General features: G+C 61.4%; 12 protein-coding genes. 4 read left to right on the top strand and 8 right to left on the bottom strand.

Translation table 11 applies throughout. The features are described 5' to 3' along the window. Window positions 1-5 precede the first annotated feature (5 nt). From LPJGGPFB_RS28725 to LPJGGPFB_RS28690, 8 genes are all read right to left on the bottom strand, one after another. Window positions 6-938 (bottom strand): substrate-binding domain-containing protein, encoded by a 933-nt coding sequence (locus LPJGGPFB_RS28725; protein ID WP_173423331.1) that lies wholly within the window; start codon window positions 936-938, stop codon window positions 6-8. Window positions 939-1308: 370 nt separating this feature from the next. After that, window positions 1309-1935 carry a hypothetical protein gene (locus LPJGGPFB_RS28720; RefSeq protein WP_173423330.1) on the bottom strand — a complete coding sequence of 209 codons (627 nt, stop codon included), beginning with the start codon at window positions 1933-1935 and terminating at the stop codon, window positions 1309-1311. 451 nt (window positions 1936-2386) lie between these two features. Continuing rightward, window positions 2387-2725, bottom strand: coding sequence for a slr1659 superfamily regulator (locus tag LPJGGPFB_RS28715; RefSeq protein WP_077502623.1), 339 nt, complete (start codon window positions 2723-2725; stop codon window positions 2387-2389). 13 nt (window positions 2726-2738) lie between these two features. Further along, entirely contained in the window at window positions 2739-3299 is a 561-nt protein-coding gene (locus tag LPJGGPFB_RS28710) for a slr1658 superfamily regulator (RefSeq protein WP_173423329.1), read from the bottom strand. A 4-nt stretch (window positions 3300-3303) separates the two neighbouring features. Then, window positions 3304-5664, bottom strand: coding sequence for a SpoIIE family protein phosphatase (locus tag LPJGGPFB_RS28705; RefSeq protein ID WP_173423328.1), 2361 nt, complete (start codon window positions 5662-5664; stop codon window positions 3304-3306). Then, window positions 5661-6839, bottom strand: a complete 1179-nt coding sequence (locus LPJGGPFB_RS28700) for a class I SAM-dependent methyltransferase (RefSeq protein ID WP_173423327.1) — start codon at window positions 6837-6839, stop codon at window positions 5661-5663. The genes LPJGGPFB_RS28705 and LPJGGPFB_RS28700 overlap by 4 nt, the downstream gene beginning before the upstream one ends. Beyond that, window positions 6836-7354 carry a ubiquinone biosynthesis methyltransferase UbiE gene (locus LPJGGPFB_RS28695; RefSeq protein ID WP_173423326.1) on the bottom strand — a complete coding sequence of 173 codons (519 nt, stop codon included), beginning with the start codon at window positions 7352-7354 and terminating at the stop codon, window positions 6836-6838. The genes LPJGGPFB_RS28700 and LPJGGPFB_RS28695 overlap by 4 nt, the downstream gene beginning before the upstream one ends. Before the next feature lie 139 nt (window positions 7355-7493). Next, entirely contained in the window at window positions 7494-9173 is a 1680-nt protein-coding gene (locus tag LPJGGPFB_RS28690) for a putative bifunctional diguanylate cyclase/phosphodiesterase (protein WP_173423325.1), read from the bottom strand. Window positions 9174-9913: 740 nt separating this feature from the next. On the opposite strand from LPJGGPFB_RS28690, the gene LPJGGPFB_RS28685 reads away from it, so the two are divergent. Genes LPJGGPFB_RS28685 through LPJGGPFB_RS28670 form a run of 4 tightly spaced genes read left to right on the top strand, consistent with a single transcriptional unit; the run spans window position 9914 to window position 12890 of the window. Continuing rightward, window positions 9914-10720 carry an amino acid ABC transporter ATP-binding protein gene (locus LPJGGPFB_RS28685; RefSeq protein WP_173423324.1) on the top strand — a complete coding sequence of 269 codons (807 nt, stop codon included), beginning with the start codon at window positions 9914-9916 and terminating at the stop codon, window positions 10718-10720. Further along, complete coding sequence (locus LPJGGPFB_RS28680) at window positions 10717-11361, top strand: amino acid ABC transporter permease (protein WP_173423323.1); 645 nt, start codon at window positions 10717-10719, stop codon at window positions 11359-11361. The genes LPJGGPFB_RS28685 and LPJGGPFB_RS28680 overlap by 4 nt, the downstream gene beginning before the upstream one ends. After that, window positions 11361-12023: an amino acid ABC transporter permease gene (locus LPJGGPFB_RS28675; protein WP_173423322.1), complete on the top strand. Its 663-nt coding sequence runs from the start codon at window positions 11361-11363 to the stop codon at window positions 12021-12023. Before LPJGGPFB_RS28680 ends, LPJGGPFB_RS28675 begins: the two co-directional genes overlap by 1 nt. Window positions 12024-12050: 27 nt before the next feature. Further along, complete coding sequence (locus LPJGGPFB_RS28670; protein WP_173423321.1) at window positions 12051-12890, top strand: ABC transporter substrate-binding protein; 840 nt, start codon at window positions 12051-12053, stop codon at window positions 12888-12890. The last annotated feature ends 44 nt before the right edge of the window (window positions 12891-12934 follow it).

Below are 12934 nucleotides of genomic sequence, written 5' to 3'. Positions count from 1 at the left end.
CGGATTTACTGGTTGGCCTTTGCATAATCCTGCATGTTCTCAGGCGTCACCAGTTCAAAGGGTACCCAGATGTGGCGCTCGGTCTTTTCGCCGCGTGCCAGTGCTACCGCCGCATCCATGGCTGCTGCTCCTTGGGCGACGGCATTCTGGAACACCGTCACGTCGAGATCGCCCTGCGACATCGAGGCAAGGCCATCCGGCGTCGCATCGATGCCGGCGACGACGACCTTCGACATGTCGACACCTGTGGACTTCATCGCCTGGATGGCGCCGATTGCCATCTCGTCGTTGTTGGCGATGACGGCATCGAACTTGGTGCCCGCCGACAGCCAATTGGTCATGATGTTGGTAGCCTCGAGGCGATCCCAGTTTGCGCTCTGTTCTTCAATGACCTTCATGCCCTTGCAATCGTCAGTGGCGATGACGTCGTGGATATCCTTGGTGCGGGTCAGCGAGGAATGGTTGTTGAGGGGGCCCATCAGGACGAAGAGGTCGCCCTTGCCGCCGAGCAACTTGCAGACTTCCTTCGTCTGGATCGTCCCGGAGTCGAGTTCGTTGGAACCGACGAAGGCGGCGGTTTCCGGCAGGCTGTCGACATCGGCAGGCGGATGGTTCGCATAGACGACCGGGATCTTGGCTTCGGTGGCGAGCTTGGTGATGGCCGGCGTGCCGTCGCCGTCGACCGCGACGACCACGATGGCGTCGACGCCAGCGGAGATCAGGTTCTGCACCTGATCGAGCTGCCGGCTCGGGTCGTTCTGTGCATCTTCTACCTGCACCGTAACCTTGTCGAGTTCGACCGCGCGGCTCTCCATGCCGCTGCGCAGGATCGTCAGAAAGGCGCTGTCGGAACGGGCAATGGCGATGCCGATGTTCTCGGCGTGCGCCGTCGTTGCCGTGAGCGCGCAAACGGCGGCGGAAATCAGAAATCTCTTCATCTCAGTCCTCTCCCTTGATCCGAGCGTACAGGTAAAGCTCGAAGAATGTATGTTCTGATTTTTGAATAGATCAAACATTCATTCCATGATCAAGGCGGTTTCAGCCGATGTGGGAGGCACTGGACGAATGAAGTTCTCGATGGCGCGCAATGGTGGACTCAGCCTGCGGCAGCCCGCGCAGGGGCATCCAACGGACACCATGCGATCATCAAACGTAGCCGGGATGATCCGGCCGCTGTCGTCAGACATGGCGCTGGTCGCAGTTGCGCAGGTGGTCGCCTCCGCTCGTGACATGTGCCGGCGGATCATCGATGCATGGCAGGGCTGTCGTGGACTTCGCAGCCACGACGGCCCGGCCGCGGTGTTCCCGTCAATTCGCGGCGAAGCAGTAAAAGAGCCCGTCGCCGCCCGTTCCCTTGAAGGCTTCCTGGGTGCAGCCACCGCGCGTCGCGTGCGATGCATTCCACGATTTGGCCTCGGCACTGTCGTTGAGACCCGTGCGATCGCTGTGGCCGACGATCGCCGCACCGTCCGTTCCGCTGAGCGTCCAGTTGCCGCAGGTCTCCGGCGCGGCCGTGCCGTCGGCCTTGGAGCCGGTGAGGATATCGTGCCGGTTCGGCTTATCGCCGCGGCCGTTGATCACTTCGCCCTTCTCGTTGAGCGCGGTCTGCTTCGTCAGGTTGTTCTTGTCGCTGTGCAGCGAAGCGACATCGTCGGCGATCTTCTCGCCCTTGGCATTGTACCAGGGGCCGGCCCCGATACGGTCCTTGGCGTTTTCCGTATCGGTGGAGAGGTAGGCCTTCCAGGTCTTGCCCGTGGAGCCACTCGCCGAGGCCAGCGTGTTGCAGTAGGTGTCGGCGCCGGCAAGGCCGCCAAGATCGCCGCCCTTGCCCGGATTTGCGCTGGTGACGAAGAAGCTCATCGATGTGTCCTGGGCGTAGGCCCCGACGGCGGAGCAGACCAGAGCGGCCGCGACAAGTACAAGCCTGCGTTTCATGGCATTTCCTCCCGGTACGGTTTGAACCGGGAGAAGCCTAGGGGCGACCCGAACAGGAGTAAAATCGAAATCTTGTGATCTGCCGCGGGCAGGCCGCGTTCTCTATCGGTCGCAGGTTCGGCGTGAAACCTTCCGCGTGGTCGGCTCCAACGGTTGACGCGGAAAACATGGTTCGGGAAGGCGACCGTGTGTAGAAAGGAAGTGTCGAACCGATCGCCCGGCTATCCTAGGCAAGATGGGCCAAAGTCGCGCCGCCATACAAGTTCGTCCCTGATCCGGTTCCGGTCCAGGGACGAAATCATGGAAGTGTTTCAAGACGCGATAGCGCCGCGCGGGATATGCGACGTGTACGCCGCGTCGCAATCTTCCAGATGCGCTTCAAACCCCTGTTCTTGCGCATGACGCGCAAACTGCCGAACTCTGTCGCGCGTCTGCTGTCGCGGATGTCGCCTCAGTTCAGCCTGAGGTCGATTCCGGGATGGAGCTTCTTGAGGTTGGGCAAAGACTTTGACTGCCACGGAATCTCGGAGGTTCCACGCACCGTCAATTGCACGTTCGGCCGGTTGCGGGCCTCGATCGTCAGCTTGGCGAGCAGGTTGATCCCCGATGAGTTCAGGAACTGCAGTTCCCCCAGGTCGATCGTCATGCGGTCGGGCTCGGCCTCAAGCACGCCCATGGCGAGGGTGAAGATCGGGGCATAGGCTTCCGTGCCGGGAAGCCGCATGGTTCCCTCGAAGTGGATGTCGTTGCCCTCGGACCAAACGCGGTAGTCCTCGTCCTTGATTTCCATATTCACCTGCTCATCAGTTCGAGATATCGGGGACGGGGATCGAGGCATAGGTCTCAAGCGCGACGTCTCCACTGCCGCCGTTGGGTCCGAAAACCCAGGCGAAGCGGACGCCATAATCGCTCATGAGTGTTAAAAGACCAAGTCCAGATCCGCTTTTGCCGGTGCCGATTGCATTGGCTTCGATGCGCTCGATCAGAAGGTCGCCCGGGTCACCGGTGGTGATCTCGGACAAGAGATCCTGGAAGCGTGCCGCGGTCTCGCCATCGACGAAGTTCGACACCTTTGCGTGGAAGTTGCTGTCGTCGATCGATGCCTCGACCACGATGCCGCCGGCTGCGCGGAACTTCACCGCGTTTTCGACCAGTTCGTTGGTCAGGTAGCCGATATTGTGCCGGACTTCCTTGTAGGCGTTGCGCGAGCCGCGGTAGCGCATGGCGATCAGCTCGGCGACAAAATCCGAGGCGATAGCGCAATGTTTCCAGCTGAGGTTGAGCTGGCCGTCGTAAAGACGCAGCCTCGTCACGCTTTCATTGGCGCCCCTGGTCAGGTCCGCCGGTCCGTACAAAGTCGTCATCTGCTCACCTGTGTCTCATGACCACGAGGGTAATGTCGTCGTGAATTTTCTGCTTGCCGATATGCGCCATCAGATCCTCGAGTATCCCTGATTTTGCTTCTTCGGCGCTGCGTCCATAAAACTGCCGCGCACTGTCGCAGAGCCGCTGGATGCCGAACAGTTCGCCAGCCGCGTTCTCGGCTTCCGTTACCCCGTCCGTGTGCAGGATGATCATATCACCCTGGGCAAAAGCGACTTCGCGCGTGGCGACGAACCGCGAGATATCGGGCTCCAAGCCGATCGGCAGGCCGAGATCCATCGTGTCGATGCGCTCCACCTCCTGGGCGTTGCGAACGACAATCAGCTCCTCGTGCTGCCCCGAAAGCGTCAGGCGGCCGGCATCATAGTCGAGAAACGCCAGAGAAAGATGCTTGTCGGTATTGGTGCGCACGATATTTTTGTAGATCGCGCGGTTGAGGCGGTTGAGGAACTGATTGGGATCCATATCACCGGCTTCCTGCAAGGCGCGCGCAACCGATTGCACCATCAGCATCAGGACGCCGCTCTCAAGGCCGTGCCCGGTGACGTCGCCGATGCCGATCTTCAGCCGCGTGCCGTCACGCAGCACATCGTAGTAGTCCCCGCCCACTTCGTCGGCAGGCCGCATATAGGCGGCGATCTCCAGGTTTGCGATCTCGTCGAGCTCGCCAGCCTTCGGCAACACCATCATCTGGATCTGCCGGGCAACCGCCAGCTCGGCGCCCAGCCGCAGGTTTTCGCTGCGCAGCTGCGTGTTTAGGGCGGAGATCTGCTGGTTGGCTTCCTCGATCTGCTTCGTTCGCTCCTCGACAAGATGCTCGAGGTTTTCGGTGTGGAAACTGATTTCCTCCGCCATCCGGTTGAAGGCCGTGCCGGCTTCGCCCACTTCGTCGCGAGTGGAGATCGGCACCCGGACCGAATAGTCCTTCGCCTGGATGCGCTTGGCGGCGCCGGCAAGCGCACTGATGCCGGCGGTCACGCGCTTGGAAATGCCGAACACCGCCGCCGTCACGAACAGCAACGAAGCAAGCAGCGCCAGGATCTGGTAGGCGAGGATGCGGTTCGTCGCCTGCGAGATGCCGGCTTGCGCGGCAAACAGCGACGCATAGATTTCCCGTTCGGGAACCACGATGCCAAGCGACATCGTTTCCTTGCGCACCGGGCCCGACATCCAGAAGTTCTCCGGCTGCAGCTGCTTCAGAAGGACGAGATAAGGAACCTTCTCGCCCGCCTCGTCGAGCATGACGCGCTGGATCACCCCGTCCTGCCCGAGCGGCAATTGCGCGATGGCGACCTGGGCGCTCTTGCGAAGCGACCGGTCGGCACCCGTCACGCCTTGCGTGCTGGTATCGCTCGATGTCTGCAGGCCGATCGTCTTTTCGCCGGCCGGGTTGATGGCGAGCACATTGCCATCGGACATCGCCAGGAAACCGAAGCCGCTCTCGGCGACCTTGACGTTCTGCACCACCTCGGCCAGCTGGTCGAGCGTGATATCGGCGCCGGCAGCACCTGCCACTGCCTTTCGGTCGCGCGACCACAGCGGCTGGAAGAAGCTGACGATGAGCTTGCCGGTGATCGCGTCGGTGTAGGGCGCCGTCTGCGTCACATCGTTGGGCACCGGCCTGACGCTCGGGTCCTTCGTCCATCGCTCCCAGGATTCGTAGATGCCGGGAAAGAAGAACGTCCAGAATTCCGCCTCGTTATGGCCGGGATAAAGACGGTCGAAGGTCTGCGCCTGGTCCGTGTAGGGCGCGGTCCTGAAGATAGGCCGTTCCTTGGGGCCGATGTAGTACATCTGCAGCTTGGACCGGCCGCTTTCGAGCAGGCTCGGCGCAACCAGGTCGAGCACCGCGCTGTTCTCGATCTCGGTCTGGACGTCCGGAAGAGGGCGACGGTCCGGCCCGAGAAGATAGCCCCAGACGCTGACGACCGAGGGCGGGCCGGGCAGGTTCTGCGCCCATCCGCCCTTCTCATCGTAGACGACGGTGACGGAACCTGGCGCGCCACGGGCAAGAGCCTCGCCGACCTGGAACTTGCGCACCGGCCGATCAATCTGCGACTGCAGAACGCCGGCCAGTGTTCCGACGTCGGTGTGAACCTGGCCGAGAAGCAGGTTGACGCGGGCGGCGGTCGATTCCGCGTAGGACCGCATATAGTCCTGGTTGGCCTTCTGCAGGCCCTGGCCGACTTCCGTTGCGGCATCCCGCGACAGTCTTTGCACATTCCAAAGCGCAAGGCCGCCGGTCACCAGCAGATCGAACAGTACGGCGCCGCCGACAACGAGCACGAACTTGGCGCGGAAAGACCTCAGGCCGAGGCGGGAACTTGATGCACTCGGTTCATTCATGTCGGCTTGCGCCCCGATGCGACCCAGATCGGCCAGCCCGCATAGCCCTTGGGATGAAGGGCGGCAAAGATATGATCACGGAAGCCCTGCCGGAAGCGCTCGATGAACTCGGGCGTGTCGCCACGGCGCACCGCCATTTCTCCGGCATAGACGTTTTCCCAGGCGGTGATCACATCGGCGAAGTCCTGCGGATCGCCGTCGAGGTTCGTCACCATGAACGACTCCACCAGGATGTCGTCGAAGCCCGCATCAGCGAGATAGCGGCGGCTTTTCGGCCCGAGTTCGACGTCCATGTCGAAATGGCTGAACAGTTTGGCGACCTCGTTATAGGTCCACTGGATGCTCTGGGCGCGCGGTTCGCCGAGGCAGTGCGAGTTCTTTTCATTGGTGATGTAGACGCGTCCGCCCGGTTTGCAGATCCGGTAGAGTTCCTTCAGCAGCAGCTCGGGTTCGTTGAAGATCTGCAGCGAGTGGCGGCAGCTGACGAAGTCGAACTGATTGTCCTCCAGCAGCATTTCCGACGCATCGCCGTAGGTGTATTCGATATCGGTGATGCCGAAGTTGGTCGCCACCTCCCGAGCATAGGCGAGGCTCGCCTTGGAGTGGTCGAGGGCAACGATCCGCGCCGGCTGAAACTCCTTCTGGACGAGAACGGCAAAGTCGCCGATGCCGCAACAGACGTCGGCGATCGCGATGCCCGGCCGCAGGCCGTGCCGAGGCAGGATCGAACGCTCGTGGCGCCAGGTCATCTTCGTCTGTGTTCTCAGGATCGGGATGAAGCTCGTGTCCTCGACGAAGCTCTGCCCAGGATAGAAGGTCGAATCGTAGACCTCGACCGTAATCTGCGGTTCGATTTGGTTGAGATGCCCGAACATGCGCGTGGTCCAGCCGACGACGCTCGACGTCACGATCACCATGCGCAGGTCCGCGCGTGCCCGGCAGGCGTCGAGGGCAACCCGCACGAAGGCATGGAATGCGGTGTTGTTCATCTGGATCAGGCGTTTCACGTCGACGTAAAGCACGCCGCGAACGTCGTCGATCGCCTGCTTGAGCATGGCGATGCTATCGGCGATCTCGTCGACGGACCGCGGCCGGACGACGCCGGCGAGCGAAAACACCTGGCTATTGGCGTCGAACGCCACCTTGAAGTTGGGGGAAAGGCCTGTGACGCTCAACTGACGAGCCCTTCCAGCGGCAAGTCGACGATCAGCGTGACTGCGGGTGATGTGCTTTCCTCGATACGGATGCTCGCGTCGAAATTGATGGCGAGATCGAGCAGGATGGATTCGCGACTGGGTGCCATGTCGGTCGAGATGGAATCGAGATAGCGGGCATGCGCATCGCTGCGATCGATCTTCTGTACGGCTTCGCGGTAGAACGGCACCTGTTCGGCAGGACATGGAAATGTGATCTGGACGCGCTCGACCGGTCCATGGCGGTAGATCGAAAGACCGATTTGGCCGCTGGCGGTTCCGCCGCGAAAGGACACTTCGAGCAGTTCATTGAGCGCCGACGAGAAGAAATTCGAATGCCGGACCGGATCAGCTCTGTTGTGGCTGATCATGCGGGCGAGATAGGTGGAGAGATGGTCGCAATGCTGCCATTCCGAAAGAAACGTCCCCATCTCCATTTCAAACTGGAGCAAGGGCTCGAAGGCCGCTTCCGCTGGCACACTGTTACCGACGTCCATGCTTGCTTTGTCCTCCATCTGTGGAACTTTGCCACGGCCCACAGGCACTTTCTACGCTGATTTATCAGGCACGCAAACTGGGGAGAGACCGGCGCACCTTGTGCTGGCGGCCAACCCCACAGCCTCACTCGCAGTTTTTTTACGAAACTTCCATTGACGATGATTGACGCAAATAGCCGTCGATAGCGTTGGGTGGCATGGGAACGCCGAGGAAGTAGCCCTGCAAGCGATCGCAGCCTTCGCGTTCCAGCCACAGGGCCTGTGCCCGCGTCTCGACGCCTTCCGCCGTCACCGCCATCCCCAGTCCGTGCGCGAGCGCGATGATCGAGCGAACGATCACCTGGCTCTTCTCGTCATTCTCGAGATCCTTGATGAAATAGCGATCGATCTTGATCGTGTCGAACGGGAAGTTCTTGAGATAACTCAGCGACGAATAGTAGGTGCCGAAATCGTCGAGCGAGATCTGAATGCCGAGCACGTTCAGCGTATTGAGCGTGTCGAGATTGTTGGTGGTCTTCTCGAGCAGAACCGATTCGGTGACTTCCAGTTCGAGCCGATCTGCCCGCAAGCCGACCATATCGAGCGTCTGTGATACGCGGTCGGTGAAGCCGTCGTGAAGGAACTGTGCCGGAGACAGGTTGACGGCCACGGTGAAATGCGCAGGCCATGTGGTCGCCTGGCGGCAGGCCTGCTCCAGCACCCATTGGCCGATCTCGCTCATGAGGCCATCGGATTCTGCCATCGGCACGAAGACATTGGGCGGAATGATGCCAACCAGCGGATGACGCCAGCGCACCAGTGCCTCGAAGCCGACAATGGTGAAGGGAGGCTTCACAAGCGGTTGATACTCGATGGAAAACTGGTTTTCCCTGAGCGCGGTTCGCAGGCTTCGGCGCAGCATCTCCCGTTGTTCCAGCACGATCAGCATCGATCGGCTGAAGGTTTTGGCGCGGCCTCGGCCTTCTTTCTTGGCCGCATAGAGCGCTATGTCGGCCGCCTTCATCAGCTGCTCGCCCTCATTGCCATCAGGCGGCGCGATGGCAATGCCGATGCTTGCACCGACAAATGCCGATATGCCATCGACCGTGAACGGCTCCTTGAAGGCGTTGACCACCGCATTGGCGAGCCGCTCGGCTTCGGCCGGCTGCTCGGCGTCCCGCTGGATGATCGCGAATTCGTCACCCGCCAGCCGGTAGGCAACTTCGCCGTCTTGCAGAACGCCGCGTATGCGTTCGGCCGCCATGCGCAGCACCGCGTCTCCGGCCCCGTGACCAAGCGTGTCATTGATCGGCTTGAAATCGTCGAGGTCGATCTGCATCAACGCCGGCTTCTTTTCATTGACGGCCGGCAGCACGCTTCGCAGGTCGTCGCTGAATTGGCGGCGGTTGGGCAGACCGGTCAGGGCATCGTGGGTCGCCTGATGAAGCAGCAGTGCGCGCTCGTTCTCGCCCTGGCTCGCGACCTCCCGCCTCACCGATGCGCCATCTGTCTCGATGACGCCGACGCCCTGGCCGGCGCGAAAGACCAGCAGGGTTCGCCGAGACCGATTGGGCGCGTCGAAGATTTCGATGCTGCGGGGAACGCCGTTGGCAAGAACGGACTCGGCCATCGCCTTCGAGGCCGGCTCAAGCAGTTCGGGGTAGACATGCCAGAGTGTTGCATCGACCAGTCCAGCCACCTCGTAAGTCCGTTGAAGGGCGACCGAGGAAGCGACCAGATGCAGGGCCTCGTCGTAAACCGAGATGACCTCGTCAGTATTGCCAAGGACGGTATCGTCCACGGGAGATGCAGCAGACAACGTCGAGTCGGTGCTTGACATCCTAGCCTTTCCCTTTCCGTTGCGGTTTGGTTTGGACCGCTTGCGAACATTGCTGTGCCTGAACCGCTTGGACTGCAAGCATGGCACCGCCCTCTAATTTCAGTCTGTTCTCATGCATGGCTATCGTACAAAGCGTTGCCGTCAATGCTGCCCGCAAGTGGTGCGGCCGGCGATCAGAGCCGGCGGTTCGAACCGAGTGTACGAGGACAGGCATCTTCTCTGTTCGGTTGCAATTTTATAGCTCTTTCTATCACTCGCGGGCGAGGCAGGCAATTTTTGGGCGACTCGGTAAGCATAGCGATATCTAGCGATCCGATGGCTTTGCTCATCGGTCATGGCTAAAATAGTGTTATCTTGCCAACAGCGCCCACCGCCGGCATTAACCTTTTTTGGTTGCATGAGTGGGTTGCCATTATCGCCCCAGGCATTCGGCAAACATTTCAAACCTCACCCATCCGTTCGGCTTCCGTGGCAAGCGACGAGACGTATCCCTTGAAATCATAACTCCAAGTTATGCGGTTCTGCAATTTTTGTCGTCTGCCGGGCACGCATCGAATCGTTATGGTGATCCACAACAAAAGAACGGGAACGACAGTCGTTCGCCTTGGGGCGCACGGCAGACATCAAACAAATTCAGCGACAGGACGCGGCTTGCCCGGCGTGGAGCCGAGCCGTGCCTGCAATGGGACGAAATCGTCATGGATGGCGCTGTCTTGCACATGAGGGGTGGCAAACCGACAATGACTGAGGACGATGCTCTGGCCGCCAAAGGAGCGCCTTCCGAAAAGGGTCAGGCGCGAAAGCCCCTCATCAAGCTGGACAAGCTGAGCAAACACTACGGCAATCACACTGTGCTCGACGGTATCGACCTGGAGGTGATGCCGGGAGAGGTGCTCGCGATCATCGGCCCGAGCGGATCCGGCAAGAGCACGCTGCTGCGCTGCATCAACTACCTCGAACCCCCGGATGGCGGCCATGTCACCATCGGCGACATCTCGCTGAATGCCGCGGCACCCGCCGGTCGATCGGAGCTTTCCACCTTGCGCCGCAGCGTCGGCATGGTGTTCCAGTCTTTCAACCTGTTTCCGCACATGACGGTGCTGCGAAACGTCAGCCTGGCGCAGGAGCGCGTTCTCGGGCGCAGCCGCAAAAACGCCGACGACCGGTCGATGCAACTCCTGAGCCGCGTCGGCCTGGCCGACAAGGCCGAGCAGTTTCCCGGCCGCTGTTCCGGCGGGCAGCAGCAGCGCATCGCCATTGCAAGAGCGCTCGCGCTCGATCCCGATGTCATGCTCTTCGACGAGCCGACCTCTGCGCTCGACCCGGAACTCGGCCTTGAAGTGCTCGCCGTCATGCGGGAACTGGCCGAGACCGGCATGACGATGATCGTCGTCACCCATGAGATGAGCTTTGCCGAGAATGTCTCCGACACGGTGATGATCATGGCCGACGGAAAGATCATCGAGAAGGGACCATCGCAGGACGTCATGCGCAATCCGCAGCAGGAGCGTACCAAGCGCTTCCTTCGGGCGGTGCACGACCGATGAGCACGGCCGACATCTTCGCCATCTTGCGCGGGCTTCCCTGGACCGTTGCCCTGACGCTCGGCGCTTTTCTGGCCGGCGCCATCCTCGGCATTCCGCTGGTGGCCGCCAGGCAAAGCCGCATCCTGCCGTTGCGGTTAGCGGCCATGGTGTTCATCCAGATCGTGCGCGGCATTCCGCCGATCCTCTGGCTGTTCATCATCTTCTTTGGCCTCGGCATGAGCGTCTTCCCGATCAGCCCGTTCAACGCGGCGCTCGCCGGGCTCGGACTGATCGCCGCCGCCAACATGGCGGAAATCTACCGCGGCGCACTGGCCTCCATTCACTTCGGACAGTGGGAGGCGTCGTCGGCGCTGAACCTCGGCCGTTGGTCCACACTGACGGATGTCGTCGCGCCGCAGGCCTTCCGTGTCGCCCTGCCATCGGCGGCGAGCTATCTGATCGGTCTGATGAAGGAGACGGCCGTCGCCTCGACCATCGGCGTCAGCGAACTCGCGTTCCAGGGCAACCAGCTGTCGCAGCTCACGTTTCGCGGCCTCGAGGTCTTCGCCCTTGTCGGCATGTTCTACATCCTCTTGAGCCTGCCGGTCGCCTGGCTGTCGCGCGTCGCCGACGGCTATCTGCAAGCAAAGGTGGCGCGCTGATGTTGCCGAATTACGAAGAGCTCTCCGCCTGGCTGCCCGATCTGCTTTCGGGCCTCTCGATCAGCCTGCAGGTCACGGCGCTCAGCCTGTTGATCGGCATTCCGTTCGGGCTGCTGCTCGCGCTGGGCGTGCTGGCCAAAAGCCGGCTGACGAAGGCACTCGCCCTGTTCCTGGTCGAGGTCGGCCGTGGCGCTCCGGCGCTGGTGCTGCTGCAGTTCATCTATTTCGGCCTGCCGACATCGGGCCTGACGCTCGGGTCGTTCACGGCAGCCGTCATTGCGCTGGCCTGGAACACCGGCGCCTATACCAGCGAGATCATTCGCGCCAGCCTGCAATCGATCCCGCATGGTCAGCGCGAGGCGGCCGTCGCGATCGGTCTCAATCGACTGGACGCGTTGCGTTACGTCTTGTTGCCGCAGGGCCTGCGCGTGGCGCTTCCGGCGCTGCTCGCCTTCTCGATCCTGATCTTCCAGGGCACGTCGCTCTGCTTCACCATCGCGCTGCCGGAACTCGTCAGCCGGGCCTACGAAATCGGGTCGAACACGTTCCGCTATTTCCCGGCGCTGCTTGCGGCCGGTGTTCTCTACGCTTCGATCTCCATCCCCGCCGCCCTGCTCGTCAGCCATGTCGAAAAGCGCGCCGGTTCCTATGCGCAACGCTGAACCAAAACCACGAAAGGGCATTCAGGCATGACCACATTTGCGACCAAAACCCGCCTTCTGCTGACCGGTATCGCCGGCGTCCTCGTTTCGAGCCAGGTGGCGCTTGCGCAGGACTGCACTCCGAAGCACACCTTCGCCACCATCGAAGAGGGCACGCTCACTGTTGCCGTGACGACATACGTTCCGCATTCCTATCTTGATGACGCCGGCAACATGAAGGGCATCGACGGCGATATCGCCGCCGAATTCGCCAAGCGCGAATGCCTGAAGGTGAAGGCGGTTGCCGTCGATCCGGCTGCCGCCATCCAGTACGTGCTGTCGGGACAGGCGGATATCGCGACCGGTGACTGGTATCGCACCGCCGAGCGCGCCAAGGTCATGAACCTTTCGGCACCGCTCTATACGGACCAGATGGCGATCTATTCCAAGGATGGTTTCGCCAATGTCGGCGACCTCGAAGGCAAGCAGGTCGGTACGGTGCAAGGCTATCTTTGGGTCACCGACCTGAAGACCATGCTCGGTTCCAAGCTGAAGCTTTACCCAAACTCGGTCAACATGCAGCAGGACCTCTTCGCCGGCCGTATCGACGTGGCGGTGGATGGCTATTCGACCGGCGTCGTTGCTGAAAAGAGCGGCGCTCTCAAGGACGTCAAGGTCAAGGTCGCAGCCTCCGACGATCGGGTCAGAGCCACCAAGGAAGCCGCGCAGGCGGCGTTCCCCTATTCCTTCAACGCCAAGGAATTCGGTGTCGCACTGGATGCGCAGATCGAGGCGATGCACGCCGACGGCACTATCGTCAACGTCCTGAAGTCCTATGGCCTCGATGGGACGGCGGCCGAAACCGGCGCGCCGCGCCTGGTTCAGTAACACCAGCTACGGGAGCCGCAACTGGCTCCCGTTCCCCTCGGCGG

Source organism: Ensifer adhaerens (assembly GCF_013283195.1).
Lineage (GTDB): Bacteria > Pseudomonadota > Alphaproteobacteria > Rhizobiales > Rhizobiaceae > Ensifer > Ensifer adhaerens_G.
Note: the sequence above shows the minus strand (reverse complement) of the source record. Positions and strands in the feature narration are given on the sequence as shown.